At 66.2% G+C, this 20,345-nt stretch carries 15 protein-coding genes and 1 pseudogene; 6 read left to right on the plus strand and 10 right to left on the minus strand.

Annotated features, from left to right (window positions below; all coding sequences use genetic code 11):
- Window positions 1–80: 80 nt before the first annotated feature.
- Window positions 81–5,625: pseudogene (mobF, locus tag NA3_RS39390) on the plus strand (MobF family relaxase).
- Between the two features lie 225 nt (window positions 5,626–5,850).
- Window positions 5,851–6,858: a hypothetical protein gene (locus tag NA3_RS33915; protein WP_062968818.1), complete on the plus strand. Its 1,008-nt coding sequence runs from the start codon at window positions 5,851–5,853 to the stop codon at window positions 6,856–6,858.
- 59 nt (window positions 6,859–6,917) lie between these two features.
- Here NA3_RS33915 and NA3_RS37400 read toward each other — a convergent pair whose 3' ends face one another.
- From NA3_RS37400 to NA3_RS33955, 9 genes are all read right to left on the minus strand, one after another.
- Entirely contained in the window at window positions 6,918–7,214 is a 297-nt protein-coding gene (locus tag NA3_RS37400) for a hypothetical protein (protein WP_128145449.1), read from the minus strand.
- A gap of 251 nt (window positions 7,215–7,465) precedes the next feature.
- Window positions 7,466–8,455, minus strand: coding sequence for a UDP-glucose 4-epimerase GalE (galE, locus tag NA3_RS33920; protein ID WP_062968820.1), 990 nt, complete (start codon window positions 8,453–8,455; stop codon window positions 7,466–7,468).
- Window positions 8,456–8,482: 27 nt separating this feature from the next.
- Window positions 8,483–9,283: a class I SAM-dependent methyltransferase gene (locus tag NA3_RS33925; protein WP_062968822.1), complete on the minus strand. Its 801-nt coding sequence runs from the start codon at window positions 9,281–9,283 to the stop codon at window positions 8,483–8,485.
- Entirely contained in the window at window positions 9,280–10,446 is a 1,167-nt protein-coding gene (locus tag NA3_RS33930; RefSeq protein WP_062968824.1) for an amidohydrolase family protein, read from the minus strand. The genes NA3_RS33925 and NA3_RS33930 overlap by 4 nt, the downstream gene beginning before the upstream one ends.
- The gene (locus NA3_RS37895) at window positions 10,443–10,778 is read right to left on the minus strand and encodes a cupin domain-containing protein (protein ID WP_062968826.1); all 336 of its coding nucleotides are present in this window, start codon (window positions 10,776–10,778) and stop codon (window positions 10,443–10,445) included. Before NA3_RS37895 ends, NA3_RS33930 begins: the two co-directional genes overlap by 4 nt.
- Window positions 10,771–11,931 carry a hypothetical protein gene (locus tag NA3_RS33940; RefSeq protein WP_062968828.1) on the minus strand — a complete coding sequence of 387 codons (1,161 nt, stop codon included), beginning with the start codon at window positions 11,929–11,931 and terminating at the stop codon, window positions 10,771–10,773. Before NA3_RS33940 ends, NA3_RS37895 begins: the two co-directional genes overlap by 8 nt.
- Complete coding sequence (locus NA3_RS33945; protein ID WP_062968829.1) at window positions 11,928–12,791, minus strand: NAD(P)-dependent oxidoreductase; 864 nt, start codon at window positions 12,789–12,791, stop codon at window positions 11,928–11,930. The genes NA3_RS33940 and NA3_RS33945 overlap by 4 nt, the downstream gene beginning before the upstream one ends.
- Entirely contained in the window at window positions 12,784–13,536 is a 753-nt protein-coding gene (locus NA3_RS35620; protein WP_084492103.1) for a ferredoxin, read from the minus strand. Before NA3_RS35620 ends, NA3_RS33945 begins: the two co-directional genes overlap by 8 nt.
- Window positions 13,521–14,708 (minus strand): cytochrome P450, encoded by a 1,188-nt coding sequence (locus NA3_RS33955; protein WP_062968831.1) that lies wholly within the window; start codon window positions 14,706–14,708, stop codon window positions 13,521–13,523. Before NA3_RS33955 ends, NA3_RS35620 begins: the two co-directional genes overlap by 16 nt.
- A gap of 179 nt (window positions 14,709–14,887) precedes the next feature.
- On the opposite strand from NA3_RS33955, the gene NA3_RS33960 reads away from it, so the two are divergent.
- The 4 genes from NA3_RS33960 to NA3_RS37410 all read left to right on the plus strand — a co-directional run bounded on the left by NA3_RS33960 (window position 14,888) and on the right by NA3_RS37410 (window position 19,190).
- Window positions 14,888–16,330 carry a helix-turn-helix domain-containing protein gene (locus tag NA3_RS33960; RefSeq protein WP_062968833.1) on the plus strand — a complete coding sequence of 481 codons (1,443 nt, stop codon included), beginning with the start codon at window positions 14,888–14,890 and terminating at the stop codon, window positions 16,328–16,330.
- Window positions 16,331–16,397: 67 nt separating this feature from the next.
- Window positions 16,398–16,931, plus strand: a complete 534-nt coding sequence (locus NA3_RS33965) for an NUDIX domain-containing protein (protein WP_062968835.1) — start codon at window positions 16,398–16,400, stop codon at window positions 16,929–16,931.
- Between the two features lie 66 nt (window positions 16,932–16,997).
- Window positions 16,998–18,149 (plus strand): M20 family metallopeptidase, encoded by a 1,152-nt coding sequence (locus NA3_RS37405; RefSeq protein ID WP_062968861.1) that lies wholly within the window; start codon window positions 16,998–17,000, stop codon window positions 18,147–18,149.
- The gene (locus NA3_RS37410; protein ID WP_062968837.1) at window positions 18,150–19,190 is read left to right on the plus strand and encodes an NAD-dependent epimerase/dehydratase family protein; all 1,041 of its coding nucleotides are present in this window, start codon (window positions 18,150–18,152) and stop codon (window positions 19,188–19,190) included.
- A 28-nt stretch (window positions 19,191–19,218) separates the two neighbouring features.
- On the opposite strand, the gene NA3_RS37415 is transcribed toward NA3_RS37410, so the two are convergent.
- Complete coding sequence (locus tag NA3_RS37415) at window positions 19,219–20,232, minus strand: hypothetical protein (protein ID WP_063917866.1); 1,014 nt, start codon at window positions 20,230–20,232, stop codon at window positions 19,219–19,221.
- Between the last annotated feature and the right edge of the window lie 113 nt (window positions 20,233–20,345).

Here is a 20,345-nt window from a genome sequence, read left to right on the forward strand (position 1 = left end):
GCGGAAATGACGCGATTTGATACAAACTACCTCCCTCCCAAACCTGGAAACACGGGCCGCCATGGGCATGTGATGAATAGATGACCGCGACGCTCCATAAAATTCTCGCGGGCGATAGCTACCGGTATTACCTTCGTCAGGTCGCTGCGGCCGATGCCACCGACCGCGGCCCCGGAACCCTGTCGGATTATTACTCCGCTCACGGTGAACAACCCGGTGTGTGGTGGGGTAACGGGCTTGCCGCCCTGGGCCTCTCACCCGGTGACGAGGTCACCGAAGCGCAGATGCGGGCGTTGTTCGGCCACGGCCGCCATCCCGACACCGACGCGATCACCGCCCGCGTCATCGCTTCCGAGACTGCGAAAGGAACCAGCCTCAAAGCCGCGACCGAAATCGCGGAACGCGCGACACGGTTGGGTAGTCCGTATCGCACCTATTCCGGTGACAACGAGTTCCGAAAACGCTGCGGCGAGGCGTTCGCTGAACACAATATCGCTGCCGGAGTCGACGCCCGCGCGGCGATTCCCGACGAGGTTCGCGCACGGATTCGCACCGACGTCGCGACGGAAATGTTCACCGAACACTACGAGCGACCGCCGTTGGATGACCGCGAGTTGTCCGGGTTCGTCGCCAAGATGTCGCGCCCGAAATCAGCGGCGGTCGCCGGGTTCGACCTCACTTTCTCTCCAGTGAAAAGCGTCTCCGCGCTGTGGGCCATCGCCCCCCTCGAGGTCTCCCAGCGCGTCGCCGCAGCGCACGACGCCGCCGTGGACGACGCACTGCGTTGGCTGCAGAAGCATGGGATCTTCACCCGGGCGGGCCGCAACGGGGTGCGTCAGCTCGATGTCGACGGCATCATCGCCGCCCGGTTCGTTCACCGCGAATCACGGTGCGGGGACCCGGATTTGCACACCCATGTCGTGATCGCCAACCGCGTCCGCGGTGCCGATGGGCGCTGGCGGACCCTGGACGCGGCGCAGATCTACCGGCTGAACGTGACGATCAGCGAGATCTACAACACCCGCCTCGAACACCACCTCCGCGCCGACCTCGGCGTCGAGTTCGCCGAACGCGCCGGCACCAACCCGAACAAACGCCCCATCCGCGAGATCGTCGGCATCCCCGCGGTATTGATCCGGTACTGGTCACGCCGCGACATCGCTATCCGCACACGGCTGGGCGAGCTGACAGTCGAGTTCCACCACCAACTCGGGCGCGAGCCCACCGCGGCCGAGATGTGGAATCTCTCCCAGGTCGCGACGTTGCAGACCCGCCCGGCCAAACACCTGTCGCGGTCGTGGGCCGAGCAACGCCGCGACTGGCGCACCCAAGCCTCCACTGTGCTCGGGAGCCACACCATCCTCGACCGGGTCGTGGCCACCAGCATCAACCGCGCGTCACCTCCCTCGCCGGTGCTCAGCGAAACTCGCATCGCGGGTATCGCTCGTGAGGTGGTGGAGGTGGTGTCGGCGCAGCGGTCGGTGTGGCAGCACCACCACATCCGCGCCGAAACCGAACGCCGAATCCGCGCCCTCACCGACCGCGACACCTGGGCGGGCGTCGCCGACGCGGTTGTCGCCGAAGCACTCTCACCCCGCCATTCACTCGCCCGCACAGACCCCGATATCGCTGCCGAACCCGACCTCGCCACCGTGCCCGCGCCGTTCCAGCGCCGCGACGGCGCCAGCGTCTACACCCGCTCCGGCACCCAGACCTATACCTCCGCGGCCCAACTCGACATCGAATACCGCCTCACGGAACTGTCCATTCAACCCGGGGCCCGCACCATCGATGAGCGTTTCGTGACCGCCGCGATCGCGGCCTACAACACCGATCCCGCCCACGAAGGCAAGAAACTCAACGCCGGCCAAGCCGCCATGGTCACCCACTTCGCCACATCTGCGGCGCGCATCGCGGTCGCGTCCGCCCCGGCGGGCACCGGGAAAACCACCGCCATGCGCGTCCTCGTCGACGCCTGGCACGCCTCCGGCGGAACAGTCCTGGGTCTGGCCCCCGAGGCTGCGCCCGCCGCGATCCTCGCCGAAGCCACCGGCGCCCGCGTCGAAACCGTCGACCGACTCCTCCACATCCTCGACCGATACCGACCGCGGAATGATCCTGAAACCGTGCGATCGGCCGACGATTTCCTCGCCTCCGTGCCGATGTGGGTCCACGAAATCGACGACCGGACGCTGGTGATCGTCGATGAACACATCAAACTCTCGGATCGAACGACTGCGGCTGTTCGAATTCCTCACCGCCCGCGGCGCCACCATCCGGTGTGTCGGCGACGACAAACAACTGCCCGCCATCGACACCGGCGGCGCCGGAATCGACACCACCCACACCCCCGACACGATCACGTTGACCCACGTGGTGCGCTTCGCCGACACCGCCGAAGCCACCGCCGGCCTCGCACTACGCGACGGCGATCCATCAGGCCTCGGCTTCTACCTCGACCACCAGCGCATCCATTCCGGCAGCACCGCCACAATCGCCGACAAAGCCTACGGCGCCTGGTTCGCCGACCGCCACGCCGGACGCAACGCGATCATGCTCGCCCCAACCCACGACATCGTCACCGAACTCAACCACCGCGCCCGCGCCGACCGCCTCACCCGCACCACCGAAACCACCTCGGCCACGACGGTATTGGGAGACGGGTTGTCCGCGTCCGCCGGTGACATCATCTGCACCCGCCGCAACAACCGCCGCCTGGCCCTCGGTGAACGCGACTGGGTGCGCAACGGCTACCGCTGGCACATCGACACCGTCCACCCCGACGGCAGCCTCACCGTCACCCACCTGTCTCCCGGCGGCCGACCCGGCAACACCACCGTCCTCCCGCCTGAATACGTCGGCCTGCATGTGCGTCTCGGGTATGCGATGACGATCGATTCCGCCCAAGGCACCACCGCCGACACCTGCCACACCGTGCTCATCGGAAGCGAATCACGCAACCAGCTCTACGTCGCGATCACCCGCGGCATCCACGCCAACCACCTCTACGTCCCCACCACCATCGACGGCAGCGAGCTCTCTTTCTGGACCGAACCCGCCATACTTCCCCGCACCGCCGTCGAAGTCCTGCAACACATCCTCGCCCGCGAGGCCACCCACACCAGCGCCCACACCTCCCTACGCGACGCCCTCGACCCCTACCGCCGGCTCGGCCGCGCTGTCGACATCTACCTCGACGCCATCGGCGTCGCCACCGAACACACCCTCGGACCCGACGTCCTCACCCGGCTCGACCACGACGCCGAAACCCTGCTCCCCGGACTCACCGACGCACCCGCCTACCCCACGCTGCGCCAGCACTTGGCCATCCTGGCCCTCGCCGGGCACGATCCCGCCACCGCGCTGCGCGAGGCCATCGACGACCGCGAACTCGACACCGCGAAAGACGTCGCCGCCGTGCTGGATTGGCGCCTTGACACCAGCGGCGCACACTCCACCGGAACCGGCCCCCTGCCCTGGCTGCACGGCCTGCCCCACCGGTTATCCGAACCAGCCATCGCCAGCCAACTACACGCACGCCGACGCATCGTCGCCGACCTCACCACCCAGATCACCACCGACGCCCGAACCTGGACCGCCGCCACCGCACCAGTATGGGCGCGCCCCCTACTCGGCAACCGCGAGCTGATCGCGGAGCTGGCGGTGTGGCGCGCCGCCAACCACATCCCCGACACCGACCTACGACCCACCGGCCCCGACCGTTTCCCCACCCGCGAACGCGACCACCAAACACGCCTCACCACCCGGGTAACCGATGCGCTCGGGGACCTGCACACCGCCACACACACCTGGGAGCCGCTAGCCAAACGCCTCGACATCCGCATCACCAACGACCCCTGGTGGCCCGTCCTCGCCGCCCACCTCGACACCGCAGCCGCGGCCGGACTCGACATCGACACGCTGCTCACCGACGCCGCCACTCGGCGTCCGCTACCCGACGACATGCCCGCAGCCGCACTGTGGGCGCGGCTGCGCCTCGATCCCGCCGCACTCACTACCCCCACCGGACAACCTCTGCGTCCCGACTGGACACCGCACCTGCACGACATCCTCGGCCCCGACACCGCCGAACACGTGATCAATCACCCGGCATGGCCGCGGCTGGTCGCCGCCATCGACACCGCCCCCACCGACTGGACAGCCAGCGATCTCATCGCCACCGCCCACGAACTTCTACTCACCGCCACCGACGACAACACGACACCACCGCGCGCCGATCAGCTCGCCACCGCATTGGCCTGGCGCATCGAAATACTCACCCACCCCACCGAAAACACCACGCCGACAACCGAAAACGACGCTCCCATGAGTCCAAAACCACCCGAACCCGACGAAAACACCACCGTCCGCCCAGCCCAGGAGAACGCCGATCCCGCGCCCGCCGCCATCGTCGGTGCGATCGGCGAACTGGTGTCCACCGGCCGTCTCGACGAGGCCCGACACGCCTTCACGCGCCTCACCGCACACCTGCACGACACCGACCGCGACCTGCTGCGACGAGTCCTCACAACCCTGTCCACCCGTGCCTATCCCGTCGCGGTCGCCCGCCTGCACTGGGCCGCCGACCACTACACCGACCACCGCGCCTTCATCCTCGCCGCGATCCCCACCACCGATCCCCACCTCTATCAACGCCGAGACACCACCCGACCCACCCGCGACCCGCGCGCCGCAGCACGCGATCACCGCGAATGGACCGACCACACACGCCGACGCCCGCCCCGACCCGACCGTGGCCGCGACACCTTCGACGCCTACACCCACTTCACCGCCGATCTCGACGTCGACCCCACCCACCTCCCCGTCCCCGAAGGCACCGGCACCACCCGCCACCAACCCACCCGCGAAGCATCAGAACGCGCCGAAACCACCAATTTCCTGGCCGGCACCGGCTACACCGTCGACTACGACCGTTACGCAGTCGCCGACCACCACGGCCTACCCTGCCTGGCCTGCGGACTCGAACGCGCCCTGCTCGACACCCCCCAACCGCCCGAAAAGCACTGCGACGACGGACTGTGCGGCACCTGCCGCGACGACAACCAACCCGGCATACCCGACCACAACCCGGCCGACCACATCAACGCCCGCTGCACCTTCATCACCACCCACCACCCCCCGACAGCCGCGCTGTCTCTGCTACGAAAAACATGGCGGCACACCACAAACCCTGCCGACCGCGCCACCATCGAAACCTTCGCCCGCACCATCCACACACCCTCAACGGACACCGAAGACCCGAACCTCCGCAGCGACTTCGACCCAACCAACCCGATTCACCTGCTCACCTACACGGCACTGCGCGAGTCCGTCCACACTGTCGAACTCCGCATCCACCTCGCCGACGACGAGGCCACCATGTACGGGCCCGCCCCCGGTACCTCCGACGACGCCAACCCCATCGACACTCACTGGCTGGAAGAAGAACTCACCGAACTCCAAGCAGAACTCACACGCCGCACACACCTCACCCCAGAACAATCAGCCACCGAAGACGCACAACGCACTCCGCTCTCGGACGAATCCGGCACATGGTCGCGCTTCGAGCCACCAGCGCCAGAGTTCAATTCCGGCCGCGACGGCGACGGCCCCGAATACTGTTGATGAGAAACCCAATCGCGCCCGAGGCTGGGGTAACGCGGGATGCGGTTTCCATCGGTTACGCTCAGTGGCAGAGCTGGACGCGCACGCTCCTCGCCCGAGTCGCCCCGCCCACGCCGGCCGGTGACGTGGCCAAGGTCCTGCCCGGGACCCGCGAGTTGACCCCCTTTTTTCCGTATCGGCACGATTCGTGATGGCGGGGCGGCGTGGGAGCCTTGGCCGGAACGGATGATGATGCCGAAGGACGGCAGCTCACGACGCAAGCGGCGGGCCCGGGAACTCAAGATGCGGGAGGATTTGCGCTACACCGAGGCTCTGCGACGTAGCAACCCCGGCACCCGTGAACAGCGCTCACGCCCTGACAGTACTGAGTCGGCCAAGTCAGCGCAGACCCTGCTGGATGTGTTGCACACCGAAGTAGCGCGGCTCACGACGGCAGACGCCACTGATACACCGACGGTACTGAAGATCGCCTACGAATCGTTGGATCTGACCACTGCGGCCGACCGTCTGATCGAGGAGACCCTGCTCGATGCCGACCCCGCGCGGTTCTGGCCCGGCCCCAACGGTCTGGGCCGGCTGCGGGACAAGCTCGAGGTGGCGCTGGCGTGGCTCGAGACCGCGCCGTCGCTACCGGAGCTGGAGGTCCGGGACGAGCAGGTGGCGATGCTGACGCCGCTGGATATGGCGACACAGCTGTACCCGGGACAGTTGAGTGATCCGCTCACCCACGGCGAGTTCGTCGAGCTGGTGGTGATCCAGGCACGCATCGCCGCGGTCGGCTGCAAAGCGATCTGGGGTCATGCCAGCGACCTGCTCACGCGAGGAGCCAAGTACGCCCGCGACCACGACGATGTGGCCGCCTGCCGGGTCGCCGCACTGATGGCGCGAGAGTTGGCCGACCCGCACTCGATCAACCACCAGCGCAGCATCGATCGGCGAGTTCTGCTAGCCGCCAACGACAAACACAGCCGAGACCAGCTACTGGCCAACCAGAAGCTGATGAACCTGCTGTACGACGCGGCGGCGGCAACCTCAGGCACCAACGGTTGGTCCAGAATGACCGACGTCACCGCAGCTTGTATGAAGGCCGACCATACCTGGGCTTGCGAGCGCTGGGGGTACAAAGCCGACATCGCGCTGATCGCTGCGACCAAGAAATTCTCGATCCGGCGAATCCAGCGGCGGAGACAAACGGTAATCGAGATCCGGCCTCGCCCTGCACGTCGCGTGTAATTCGAACCTACAATCTGTTACCAAGATGCTGACAAGCCCACTGACCGGGATTCGCCCCGCTATCGGTCCGGGCCGCCGTCACCAAACAGGTGCAGTTGCCGCTGGTGCGGAGAATGTGGGCTGCCGAGTTTGCGCAAGCAGCGCGCGCAGGTGACGTCCGCGCGCGTTGCCTCCAAGACGGTTGGCGACCATCCTGCTACCCCCGTGTGGCAAAGCAGTTCTGGTGCCTGTTCGTCGCCGACCCATTGCCCGAGCACGACCGCGTGTACGGTGCGGCCGGCTCTGACGACGGCGTGCACACCAGGATCGCCGAACACGGCGCGTGTGGATGCCGCCAGTGGGGCGATATCGGTCATGCGCCCAACGATAGAAGCAACTACCGACAGACTTGGCGGCGCTTCCTGCCGAACCCGAATTGTTCGGCTCGCCGGACCGAGACCGGTTCCGCTGAAGCTCCGACGCAGCTTCTGAGTGTTCGCTTGACGCTGGTGTTGCGGAACGAGCGCGCGCGCTCGCGGCATAGTGCAGGCTGTGGCTATCGCCACGGTCTGCGGTGCAGTCGAGCCTGGTCTGCTCGTATACGTTGCGCAGCAGGCCATGTCGCTGATCAATGGGCGATGCCGTGAAGAAATTGGTGAAAGCCCCACGCGTCGCTGATAATCGCATCCAGTTGCGGCCGTTGGGGCTTCCATCCCAACTCGCGGTGAGCCAGGTCGCTGGATGCAATGCATACGGCGGGGTCGCCTGGGCGACGTCCGACGTAGATGACAGGGAAGTCGATGCCCGTGACTTCTTTAACGGTGCGCAGCACTTCGGCGTTGGTGTATCCGTTGCCATTGCCGAGGTTGTAGATCTCGTGGCGGCCGGGCTGGACCGCTTCCAGGGCCAGCAGGTGTGCTGAGGACAGATCGCTGACGTGGATATAGTCACGGACCGCCGTGCCGTCGCTGGTCGGATAATCGGTACCAAACATTGTGAACGATTCGCGTTGCCCGCCTGCGGCTTGTAGGAGGATCGGGATCAGGTGTGACTCCGGGTCGTGTCGTTCCCCCAGGTGCACTCCCGAGTCGGTGAGCACGGCGCCGGCCGCGTTGAAGTAGCGCAGCGACGCGGCACCGAGCACGGTGGAGGCACCGCATTCCCCGGTGATCATCTGATCGATGAATGCCTTGGTGGCCGCGTAGGGGTTGCGGGGTTTGACTTCGGCGTTCTCGTCGAACGCAGTCTCACCGGTGCCGACGTACATGCTTCCGGTGCTGGAGAAGATCAGTCGCGGTACGGCTGCCGCGCGTATCGCGCGCAGTAGCGCGAGTGTGCCTTCGATGTTGTTGTGCCAGTATTTGTCGGGGTTGCGCACGGACTCGGCGACTTCGATCGAGGCGGCGAAGTGCAGGACACCGTCGAATCCGGCTTGTGGGGTGAGGATGTCGGCGACGTCGTGGATCGAGCGCTGATGAAAGGTGGCCTGTGGTGGCAGGTTCGACGCGTGTCCGGTGGAGAGGTTGTCGATGATCTCGACGTCGTGGCCGGCGTTGACGAGGTCGTGGGCGACGACGGAGCCGATATATCCGGCGCCGCCGGTGACGAGCAACTTCACGGGTTCGAATCCTCCTCGGAGAGCGGGTTATTCAACCGTAGCGGTAGCGATGACGTAGCCCTTGGGGTCACGCCATACCTGGCCGGGGTGGGCGGTGAACCAGTCGGTGATATCGGTGGTGACGGCGGCGAGGATGTCGGGCCGGTGCGGATTGTCGGTGCTGATGCCGCAGAAGCTGAACACCGCTTCCGCCAGCCGGATCAATGGCTCGGGCCGGTCGAAGACCAGGGCGTTGTCGAACCGGTGGACCTGGACGTCCGGGAATACCGTCGCCATCATCTCCGGGAGGGTGTCGGAGTTCACGGTGTTGGTGAGTTCTTCGACCGGGACGAGGCCGTATTCGTGGGCGCGTCTTGTGACGAGATCTCGTGTGCGGGGGCAGGTTTGCGGGTGGTTGACGGCGACGGCGACCATGCCGCCCTCGCGCGTGATGCGGCGGAATTCGCGCAGCGCCTTCACCGGGTGAGGGACGTGGTAGAGCATGTGGCGGGCGGTGGTGCGGCAGATCGAACGGTCGGCGAACGGCAGACGTTCGGCGTCACCGGGCAGGGCCTCCACGCCCGGGATCTTTCGGGCAGCTTCGACCATGGCGGGGGAGGTGTCGACGCCGATCACGCGACCGCGGTGGCCGGATTGGGCGAGGTGAGCGAGAAATCGTCCGTCGCCGCATCCGATGTCGGCAATTGATTCGTCACCGCTGAGGTCGAGTAGCGCGGTCACGGCAGCGATCGGGTCGTCGGGGTGTTCGCTGTAGCGGGCGTGGGTTTCGATGCGTACCTGCAGCGGTGTGGGAGAGGCGTATTCCGATGACAGGGTGGGTCCGCTCATCGCGGGGTGTCCTCCTCGGCGTTGATGTCCAAGTAATGGAGGTGTCCGCTGCTCATTACCAGGATCGGTGTGGTCAGCGCGTGGAGCTCTCGGGTGGGGTCGCCGGGAACGGCGATCAGGTCGGCGGCCCGTCCGGCGGTGAGCGTACCGGTGAGGTGGCCGACTCGGAGCGCTTCGGCAGCGCGGCGGGTGACCAGGTCGACGACCTCGGCCGGCGAGAAACCGAGATCGGTGTAGGCGGGCAGCGAGCGCCCGTACAGGTGATGGGGTGTGTGCGGAATTCCGGCGTCGCTGCCGGGAACTATCCGCACACCCGCGCTGAGCATCGCGACCAGCTGGGCACGGCGAACCGGCCACGGCAATCGCCCGCTGGCGTGGCGGGCGAGGTGATTGATCGTGGGGCATACCAGGATTCGCTGCTCGGCGATCGCGTTGACGATGCCGTGATCGAGATGGAAGCCGTTCTCGGTCATCCAGGTGCAGTGTTCGAGACTGTCGACCCCCGCCTCGACGGCTTGCCTGATCCCCGCTGTGCCGTGGGCGTGGGCGGCGACGGGCAGGTCGTGGTCGCGGGCGGCGGCAACGATGTCCGCGAGTTTAGTGTCGGTGAACTGGGGAGAATACGGTGAAGATGGGCCGCGCGAGGTGAAGCCGCCGGTGACCATGACCTTGATCCAGGCCGCGCCCCGTTCGGCGTTGTGGGAAACGATGCGGTCGATGTCGGCGGCTGTGGTGACGCTGCCGCCGAATTCGTCGCAGTGCCCGCCCGGAATGGTGAGCGGCACACCGGCGGACAAAATACGGGGACCGCTGGTGCCCGCTACCGCGCTGATGTCGGTGTGATGTGGTGCGCCGAGGTCACGAGCGGTGGTAATTCCGCCGTGCAACAGCTGCTGCACGGCGGTACCCCACTTCTCGGCTGCCCGATGCGGATCGGCGCTGTGGTCGAAGGCGAGGTGCACGTGCGCATCGATGAGTCCGGGGAGCAGTGTTGCCTGCGGGAGGTGGATTTGGTGAGGCTTGTTGGTGGTCCAAGTGTCGGGGAGTTGGTCGGGTGTGCCGACCCAGGCGATGTGCTTGTCGTCGACGACAACCGTTCCCGGCGCGTGGACGGTGCTCAGGCCGGTAACGACGCGTGCGACGTGGAGAATTCGTGCCGTCATGTCGTTGTGATGGCGGTGTGCCGGTCGTGTTCGGCGAATATCTCGACCACGAGCGTGCCCGGAGCCACGGTCGCGCCGTGTGGGACTCGGTCGCCGATCGTGAAGTGCCCGCCGGCCTCTATGACGCGTTCCCGGTCGTCGATGATGAGAGCGACGCTTCCGGTGACGACGAAGCCGAGCTGCGGGCCATGGGCGTGGACGGGCACCTGGGCCCCGGTCTGGAAGGACCAAAGCACTACCTGGCCGTGCTTGCATGCCAGTAGCTTTCCTTCGCCGGGGAACGGGATGTCGACGGTAGGGAGTTGATGGATCCAGTCGGGCCAGTCATCCATGGTCGGCGCTCCTTGTTGATGGCGCGGGGTTCGCGCGGACAGGGCCTCGGTATCCGGCGACGGGGCGGGTGCCGCAGTTGTGGGGGCCGAGCCAGGCGTAGTAGTCGCGCCGCAGGCCCTGTATGTGCTGGCACAGAACACGATTGGGGTGCTCGACGCCCCGGCAGATATCGACAGGCGAGATCGCGGTCAGCGCCTGGAGCGAGTCGCCGGCGCTGACGATCGTGGCGGGGTCGATTGCGGTGGCGATGACGTGCAAGGCCGATGCCGCCGAGCGACGGTAGATGATCGGCCCGTCGACGACGATCGTCGCGGCCAGCACGGCGGCCTGGAATCCATCGAGCACGTGCGTGCCCGGCCCGACCGTGTGCAGGGCGTCGATCAGGTCGCGGTGGGATTCCGGTACCCCGAACAACCGACATGCCGACGCAATCACGCAGCAATACGCCTCGGCGACGGTGATCGGCAGCGCCTCGCTATTTTCGCGGGCCTGCACTAGCTGCGCGACGATGGTCGGGTCCAGCAGCTCACCCACGGTCGGGTCGGAGAGCAGGTCGCTGAAGCGTTGAGGCCCCGGCCCGTGATCGGCCACCGCGCGCAGTGCTTCGAGTACGGTCTTCACTCGCCACGGCGAATCCCCGGGAGCATTACCGGGGTCGTATCTCGTCGCCAGTTGATGCGTGACTCCTTCCAGCCCTTCACGTTTGCCGAGCCGAGGCATCGCTGCCAGGCCGGGAGCGGGTCCGGCCAGGGGGCGTGTGGCAGCCGAGTGCAAATCGGTACCGAATCTGCCCGAAACCCCAGCGAACTCGCGGTGACCGGTCGTGAATACCGTGGTCTCGATCTCTGGATGGCGCCGCAGCAGGGTGAGGCGAAAGTTCTCGACACGGGCAGCCGTGTCGGCGGTGTGGATGACGGCGACCAGATCGACATCGGAGGCGAGCCGGTATTCGTTGTTCTCGCGGCGCACGGCAGGCTCGCCGCGGGCCAGTGACCCGGACACGCACACGGTGACTTGATCGCCGAGATGTTCAGCCGCGCAGCGTTGCACGGTGCCGATGTAGGCGGCGAGTTGCTGGTTGACCTGGCAGCGTGCCTCGGCGGGCACGGTGGCGGTGTGGGTGAACCAGTCGCGGATCGTGAGCGTGGTCATGACAGTGCCTTGTAGGTCTCGATGATCGCCGACATCTCGAGGTTGCCGAGGTTCGCGGCCACGGCTTGCTGGAAGCGGTCGGCGACGGCTGCCAGCACCGGTGGGGTCGCGGCATTGAGGCCCGCAAGGGTATAGGCCAGATCTTTGGCGATCACCTTCAGTGAGCAATCGGTCAACTCGTGCTCACCCGATAGCATCGCCGCGCTGTAGGCGTTGGCGGCCGGGGCGGCCCAGCCGTATTGTCTCCACACCTGCGTCAGCTGGTCACGGTCGAGGCCGAGCGCGGCTGCCGCAGTGAGGGCTTCGGCCAGTCCGGTCAAGATGGTCGCGGCCAACGCGTTGTTCACCAGCTTCACTCCCGCCGCCTCGACAGCGCTGCCGACCCGAATCACATCACCGGTGACCAGCCGCAGCAGCGGATCCGCCGCGTCGAGAGCATCGGGAGCACCGGCGGCGAAGGCGACCAGCGTGGCGTGCGCAGCTGCAGGGCGGCTCCCGGTCACCGGGGCCAGCACAGGGCGGGCGCCGAGTGAGCCTGCCGCCCGGATCCAGTGGTCTGCGTATTCCACGGAGAGCGTCGAGCTTTCGATTACAACAACCCTCGGGTCGATGGCGGTAAGTGCACCCTCGGAACCGAACCACACTGCCCGGCTCGCGGCGTCATCATGGACAAAGCTCCATATCGCTGTGGCATCCTCGGCGGCCTGCGCTGGGGAGGCGCACACGATCGCCGGTCCCTCGATGGCGCTGGTGGTCCGGTTATAGCGGCGTAGCTCGAAGCCCTTGCCTGCGAGGGTGTTCGCGACAGTGTTGGCCATGATCCCGGCGCCGAGTACGGCGACCACGTTCTGCTCACTCATCGCTCACCGCCTTCCGGTACAGCAGCCACACCATCGTCGGCTGGAATTCGTCGACCACCTCGAGTTGCGGGAACCGCGCGACGACATCGGTCGAGGCAATACACGCATCGACCTCCCGGTGCGCTGCGGCGAGGGCGGCCAGCGGCTTGGCTCGCACGGAAAACTGTCGCGCCGACGGCGCGTACCGCGCGGCGAACACCCGGGTCGCCGGATGCGTCGCGACAGCCCGCACCGACGTCCGTGCCACGGTGCGGTGGATTGCGAAACACATGGGCTTGGTGCGGCTTTCCCAGCAGCGCTCCATCCGAAGCACGCCCGAGTGTGTGAAGTGCTGATCGGTCCACGAATCGACAGCAACGCCCGCTTCATCGAGGGCCAGGTAGCCGGCGGCGACGAGGGCGTGCACTCCGGGGTCTGCTGCCGCGCAGGCCATGGTGTCGGTGAACGACTCGACCAGCCGCACCGTGCCGGAGTGCTTGTCGGCCTCGGCGTGGGCGTCGGTTCCGGCCGGCCCCAACGTGACGATCGGCTCCCGCACCCGGAAGACCGCCGGATTGCTCGTTTCGATCGTGAGTGCTTCGCTCGGGCAGCAGGCTGCGGCAGCGCGCGCGTCGTCGCGGCCTAGAGTGGTTCCGTCGACGGGGTGCGCGGTGCCGTCGACCAGGCGTAGGTGGTGCGGTGCGATCGATACGCACACACCGGATCCGGTGCAGCGGTGGCGGTCGACGATCAGGCGGGTGTCCATGTGACCTCCAGTCGGTCCAGTGCCCGCACGACGCGCCCGTGCCGCCAGCCGACGGCCTCGGGAGAGTCGGTCAGCCGCAGATCGGGCAGGCGAGTGGTCAAGGTGTGCAAGGCAATGCGGGCTTGCAGACGAGCCAGGTGCGCGCCGACGCAGTAGTGCGGGCCGTGCCCGAACGCCAGATGCGCCACCTTGGCGCCGCGGTCGAGCACCAACTGATCGGGTCGGTCGAAAACCGCTGGATCGCGTCCGGCCGCGTGCATGGCCGGGATCACCGCGTCCCCGGCGCGCACGAGCACCGGCCCGAGCTGGACATCCGCTCGGGCGACGCGGGTGAATCCGCCACCGACACCGACCGGCACGAACCGCAGCAGCTCCTCGACCGCCGCAGGTATCGCCTCGGGCCGATCCACCAACAGCTGGTAGTGCCGGCGCTCTCGCAACAGCGCGAAGATTGCGCTCGACAGGAAGACCGTCGGTGATCCGCGCCCGCCGATCAGGCACGCGATCACCAGATTGATCACCTCGTCATCGCGCTCGTCCGAATCGCCGAGCAGACCGAACAACCCGCCCGGGTTTTCCTCGGCCATCGCACGCGCCAGTTCCTCGCAGTCAGCGCGTGCAGCGGCCAGTGTCTGCGCGGTGGCGTCCCGCGCGGTGAGCGCATCACCGAGCGAGAACACGTAGTCGCGGAAATCTGTTGGTACACCGAATATTTCGCACACCACCGCCGCCGCGTAGGGCTCGACCCACTCGGTAAGCAGGTCCGCTGGTGGCCCGGCAGCCACCAGATCCTCGAGAAGATCGACCGCCAGTTCGGCGATACGCGGGCCCGTCGCGTCGATCTGGCGGGGTGCGAACATTCTCGCGATCAGGGTCCGCAGCCGGGTGTGTCGAGGTGGGTCGGTCGCGAGAATCGCTGCTGCCGGAAGCACTTCCGTGGACAGTCGCGCCACCTCCGGCCGATTGGCCTGCTCCCGGGAGAACGCCGGGTCTGCCAGGACCTGCCGCACCAACGCGTGCTCGGTCACCAACCACGCCGTCAGACCGCTGGGCAGAACCACCTGTTCCACCGGGGCGCAATCGCCGTAGTCGGGCTCCAGATCCAGCGTGTGGTGGTCGGCGCCGAAGGGATAGCGTCGGGGGCACACCATGGTCGATCGGTCGAGATCCATTACCGCTCCTTCAAGTTCGGATAGACCTCACCCTCACCTCGCGCGAGCGTCCGGCGTATGCCCAAATGGTTATGCGGTATGCGAGTCGGGTTATAACTCCAGCTCGAACCGCTTGACTCTGCCTACACTCGGCAGATCGCAAGTATCGGCACGTTCGTCGCGACCCGGGGGCAGAGGTCATGGCACCAGCATCAGCCAGGAACCCGCTGAGCTGTCGCGGATGCGGACGCGAGCTGGCCGCCGACAACACCACCCGGCTGTGCGGCACCTGCACCTCCAACGCCCGCCGGCACCTCGCCGAGCCGCCCGCGCTGCTGCCAGGGTTCTGGGACCACCCCCCGATCAAACAGGCACTGGCCGAGCGGCATATGGGCCGAATCATCGCCGCCTACCGGCGCCACCCCGCCCACGGCGCCGCCGTTCGTCAAGCCGATGTCGCCCGGTGGGCAGGGATCAGCCAAGTCCGTATCAGCCGCATCGAGACCGGGCCGCCGATCCGCCACATGGACAGCCTCACCTTCTGGGCGAAGCTGCTCGGCATCCCCTACCACCTGCTGTGGTTCCAGATGCCCGGCCACAGCTACCCCGCACCCGCACCGCCACGCACCAGCGCACCCGCTTCCACCTCCGGGACCGGTCCGTATCGGCTCCTGCGCCTGGACACCCATCTTCCAGCCGACCAACGCGATATGGCGGTCGTGCAATCACTGCGATCGGCCGACCTCACCATGGGCGGCGGCCACCTCTACAGCGAGCTGACCCACTACCTGACCAGCGACCTCGCCCCCCGCCTGTTCTTCGGCGAGGACGACCCCGACCCCGCCCTGTTCGTCGTCGCCGCGGGCCTGGTCGAAATGGCCGGCTGGATGGCTCACGACGCAGGCCACGACGAACGAGCACGCCGCCAGTTCACCCGCGCCCGCGAGTTCGCCAAGATCGGCCCCGACCGGCAACTGCCCGTCCACATTCTCGCGAGCCTCAGCCACATCGATCTCCACAACGGGCAACCCAAAAGCGCCATCCGCCACGCCTACGACGCCGAATCCACCCTCTCCAAAGCACCCAGCAGCCCCGAACTCAAAGCCCGCCTGTTCGCGATGCAAGCCCGCGGACTCGCCGCGCTCGGCGAAACCCGGCAAACCCACGCCATGCTCGACCGCGCCGCCGACGCGCTGCACGCCTCCACCGCATATCCGCTGTCGCCATGGGTCAGCCAATTCGACCAGGGCAGCCTCGCCACCGAAGCCGCACGATGCGCCAGACAACTCGGCGAACTCACCCGCGCCGCCGAACACGCCCAACACGTCCTCGAACTCCGGCCACCCGAACGAGCGCGGGCTCGCGCTTTCGCCCAACTGACACTGGCCGCCATCCTCGCCCAACAGGGCCACCCGGAACAGGCGTGCACGATCGCCACCGAGGTCATCGCCAATACCACCGACATGGCCTCCCACGTCCTCGTCCGTCATCTCAACGACCTAGCCGGTCACCTCAAGCCCTACCGGTCGAGCCCCACCGTGATCGCATTCGGCGAACACCTCCGTGAGACCATCCGCGCCCGCACCTGGATTCCCGCCATGGTCATCAACCAGCCCACCGCTCGTCTGACCGCGATGACATGACCAGCCCTTTAGCCCAGCAATGTACGCGACACCGTCGCGTAGCAGCATCGATCAAGAAGGTGATGTTATGAGTGCCGTGGAGCGCCCCCTGTACGAACGCGACCCCGACGCTTACGCGGCACACATCGCTGAAGGCAATGCGACCCTTCCGCGCAAACTCGTCAGCGCCGATGTACTGCTACTCGACCAGCGCGGTCAGATCCTGCTAGTCGAACCGAATTACAAGCCCGGCTGGGACCTTCCCGGCGGAAACGTCAAGGCCAATGAACCGCCCGATGTCGGAGCGCAACGAGAACTCCGCGAAGAACTCGGCCTCGACCTCCCAACGAGCCACCTACACTTGCTGTGTGTGGACTGGGTATCACCCCACAGCAAATGGGACGACTGGTTGAAGTTCATCTTCGGCGGCATCGAACTCACCGAAACACAACTCTCCAGCCTCCACATCAGCGACAACGAACTCACCGCATTCGAATTCTGCCCGCCGACCCAAGCTCAACAAAGAGTGAGTCCGGCACTATGGAAACGTGTCGACGCTGCCCTCCATGCTCGACAAACCGGCCAGGTCGCATACCTCCACGACGGCCGGACTGCGCACTAGCCAACCACTGTCGATGAGGGGCCGACACCATGCGTGGCGCGCCGCTTGCTTGTCAGAATCGGATACATGGGAGATCGAATCGACACGTTGGTGCGAGCGGCCGGGATGGCAGACGAAATGCTGGGTCGGCTGCGGATGCTTGTGGAGTGTGAGTCGCCGTCGAATTCACCACGTGGGTTGGAAGCGTGCGCACAGCTGATAACTCATTGGCTGGAGGCTGCACTCCGGCGCCCGGTCCGAGTCGTTCGAGAAGGAGACAACCCTCACCTACTCGCTGCGGCGTCCGAACCGCAGGTTCTGCTGCTGGGGCACTTCGACACCGTGTGGCCGACAGGAACTATCGCCGACTGGCCCTTCTCCATCACGGATGGCATCGCCAGCGGCCCCGGAGTGTTCGATATGAAGGCAGGGATCGTTCAGATGATCGCCGCAATAAACCTGTTGCCTGATCCGTCGACAGTCAGCGTGCTGCTGACCAGCGACGAAGAGGTCGGGTCTCGATCGTCACGGGCCTTGATCGAGCAGCAGGCGCGCGCAGCGGGCGCCGTATTGGTGTGTGAGCCAAGCGCGGACGGCGGGGCGGTGAAGATCGGACGGAAAGGGATCGCGAACTATCGCGTGAATATCCGTGGCCGAGCCGCGCATTCAGGTCTGGAGCCCGCACTCGGCATCAATGCCAGCGTCGAACTCGCCCACCAGATACTCGCCATAACTGCGATCGGAGACGGTGAGACCACCGTGACGCCAACGGTGCTCACGGCAGGGACAACCGTGAACACCGTTCCCGAATATGCGAGCTGTGCGGTCGACGTTCGCGCGTGGACGCATGCGGAATTGACGCGGGCCGACACGGCAATGAGCAGGCTCTCTCCACAGCTCGACGGTGCCCGCATCGAAGTGACGGGCGGCATCGAGCGTTCCCCATTCGAACCTGCCGCTGCGGCGGCGCTGAACGCGATGACCGAGGCCGCAGCAGCGGACCTGGGACTGCCACTACCGGAGGCTACTCGCTCAGCCGGTGGTTCGGACGGCAACCTCACCGCTGCGCTCGGGATACCTACCCTGGATGGCTTAGGTGCCGTGGGCGCGCATCCTCACGGACGTGGTGAGCGAGTGGAGGTGGCGTCGATGGGGCCGCGGGCGGCGCTTCTTGCTGGTCTGGTGCGTCGTGTGATCGACTCCTCGCCGTCGAGTCGGTCGTCGGCCACAATGGCGTAGGTGACACGAATTCTGCTTCTCGGCGGCTCCTGGTTTCTTGGTCGAACGATCGCGGAAAGCGCAGTTACACGCGGTGCCACGGTGGTGAACTTCCGCAGAGGTCTGACCGGTAGCGACGCCCCCGGTACCGTCAACATTCGAGGAGACCGGTCGAATCCTGCTGACCTCGCTCGTCTAGTGGACGCGGGTCCGTTCGACGCGGTGATTGACACCTCGAGCTATGTCCCGCGGGAAACCCTCGCGATGGCGCGAGCCCTTGACCCAGTCGCCGACAAGTATGTGCTGGTCTCCACGGTGTCGGTGTACGAGGACTGGCCGATTAAGCCATTGAGTGAAAGTTCGCCCGTGCTGTCGTGTCCTTCCGATGCGGGGCCCGACTATGGGTACGACGGAGATCCCGGCCCGTCGACCTACGGGTTCGGCAAGGCGGGATGCGAACGTGCGGTGCTGGAGACGTTCGGCCCGCAACGATCAGTGATCCTGCGTCCGGGAGTCATTCTTGGTCCGCGTGAGTATGTTGGCCGTCTGGAGTGGTGGTTGCGGAGGATGCAACGGGGAGGACGGATTCTCGCGCCCGGAAGTCCGAGCCGATCGATTCAACCCGTTGATGTGCGCGACGTGTCGGACTTCGCACTGCACGCGGCCGGTGACCTGTGGGGAATCTTCGATGTCGTTGCGGCCGGCCGAGATACCATGGGCGACCTATTGGATGCCTGCCATAACGCGACTGGCAAAAATGGTCGCCTGGAATGGATTACCGACGAAACATGGCTCGCCGACCAGGGCGTGACCCAGTGGACCGAGCTGCCTCTGTGGCGCACCTACAAAGGCGCATGGTCTGTCGACGGCGCCCGCGCCCGCGCGTCGGGACTGACGTGCAGACCAATTCGCGAGACTGTCGCTGATACATGGTCCTGGATACAACAGGGGGGCACCGCGATCGACCACGAGCGCGCGAGCGAACTCGGAATGTCACCGGGCAAAGAAGCCGCGTTGCTCGCCATGTGGGACGCCGACCAGAGCGACCGTTGCGGAGCCTGACGAACCCCGAGTGACAGTCAAAGGTCCGCTAGGACAACTGGTTCAACGCCCCGCCCGCCGTAATGCTGGCAAGAGTGGTGGTGGTGAAATCCTCGATTTCTCCACCCAGCTCCAGGGCTTCGGTGGCACAGCGATAGCGTGCCGTGCCCAATACTCGACTCAACGCATGCAGCCGTTGTGCGATGGCCTCGGTTCGTCGCGACGCAGGGAGTTCGAACACGGGAGCAAGTGCGTGCTTCGCGCCGGCCAAATCGCCCTTCAGGGTACGAGCCGCACCCAGATCGACGTGCGCGCCGAGAAGCCCTGCGGCCCACTGCTCGTTGGACGCGCTAGCGGAGAACAGCTGTATCGCGGCCGCTGCCTCGTGCTCGGCTTGGTCGCCGTCACCCAGCGCCACATAGGATGCGCCCGCGCATAATCCGCGCCGTGCTCGATCGAACGCGAGCTCTCCGCCGATACCGTCGAGGAATTCGTCGCCGCCTGCTCGGTCCAGTTCGTCCACGGCGGCGTCGAGTTCCGCGCGCACTTCACCACGAGCACCGATCATGGCCAGCGCGCGAGCGTTCACGCTGTGAAGCCGCGCCCGAGCTGTCCCAACCGGTGCGCCTTCCAGGGCGTTGGCGGCGATGGAGGCCGCTCGGCGGGGATATCCACCCCAGAAGGTTACGGTCACCTGCAGAGCACGGGCCCACGCCTGTAGCGACGGGTGATCTATGACGTTGCCGTAGGTGTGCGCAGCACGCGCTTGCTCCTCAGCTGCATTACGTAAGCCGAGATCCCAGGACACACTCGACAGTAGTCCGCATACCTGCCCCGCAATGAGATACAGCTCAGCTTGCTGCTTAGGCTTGCGCGTGCGGTCAAGCTGCGTGTACACGGTGTCGCGTAGGGCAAGTAGATCGGTCAACATCTCCAGCGAGGGCTTCGCGTAGTAGTCGCGGGCGGCCCTACCTGCGGCAGCATGCAGATGCTCGATCGCTGAAGGATCCAGCACAGACGCCGCCGCGATAGCGTGGCTCACAGACTCCCGTCCGGCATTCACAGCTAGCTCCTGTTCGGTGGGGTCACGCAATAGGCTCCGCGGTGGCCCGAGTAGCTCTTCGACTGGCTCACCGAGCCACGATTCGAGAACTCGCTTCGACACCGCCCGAGGCA

Origin of the sequence: Nocardia africana NBRC 100379 (assembly GCF_001612635.1) — a bacterium.
Classification (GTDB): Bacteria; Actinomycetota; Actinomycetes; order Mycobacteriales; family Mycobacteriaceae; genus Nocardia; species Nocardia africana.

What these genes read in the sequence shown, in the direction of transcription:
- NA3_RS37400 (WP_128145449.1), bottom strand. Translation starts at nt 7,214, where the DNA reads ATGACCGATATCGCCCCACTGGCGGCATCCACACGCGCCGTGTTCGGC.
- NA3_RS33960 (WP_062968833.1), top strand. Translation starts at nt 14,888, where the DNA reads ATGGCACCAGCATCAGCCAGGAACCCGCTGAGCTGTCGCGGATGCGGA.
- NA3_RS33915 (WP_062968818.1), top strand. Translation starts at nt 5,851, where the DNA reads ATGATGATGCCGAAGGACGGCAGCTCACGACGCAAGCGGCGGGCCCGG.
- NA3_RS33925 (WP_062968822.1), bottom strand. Translation starts at nt 9,283, where the DNA reads ATGAGCGGACCCACCCTGTCATCGGAATACGCCTCTCCCACACCGCTG.
- NA3_RS37405 (WP_062968861.1), top strand. Translation starts at nt 16,998, where the DNA reads ATGGGAGATCGAATCGACACGTTGGTGCGAGCGGCCGGGATGGCAGAC.
- NA3_RS37895 (WP_062968826.1), bottom strand. Translation starts at nt 10,778, where the DNA reads ATGGATGACTGGCCCGACTGGATCCATCAACTCCCTACCGTCGACATC.
- NA3_RS33930 (WP_062968824.1), bottom strand. Translation starts at nt 10,446, where the DNA reads ATGACGGCACGAATTCTCCACGTCGCACGCGTCGTTACCGGCCTGAGC.
- NA3_RS33965 (WP_062968835.1), top strand. Translation starts at nt 16,398, where the DNA reads ATGAGTGCCGTGGAGCGCCCCCTGTACGAACGCGACCCCGACGCTTAC.
- NA3_RS35620 (WP_084492103.1), bottom strand. Translation starts at nt 13,536, where the DNA reads ATGGACACCCGCCTGATCGTCGACCGCCACCGCTGCACCGGATCCGGT.
- NA3_RS33955 (WP_062968831.1), bottom strand. Translation starts at nt 14,708, where the DNA reads ATGGATCTCGACCGATCGACCATGGTGTGCCCCCGACGCTATCCCTTC.
- NA3_RS33940 (WP_062968828.1), bottom strand. Translation starts at nt 11,931, where the DNA reads ATGACCACGCTCACGATCCGCGACTGGTTCACCCACACCGCCACCGTG.
- NA3_RS33945 (WP_062968829.1), bottom strand. Translation starts at nt 12,791, where the DNA reads ATGAGTGAGCAGAACGTGGTCGCCGTACTCGGCGCCGGGATCATGGCC.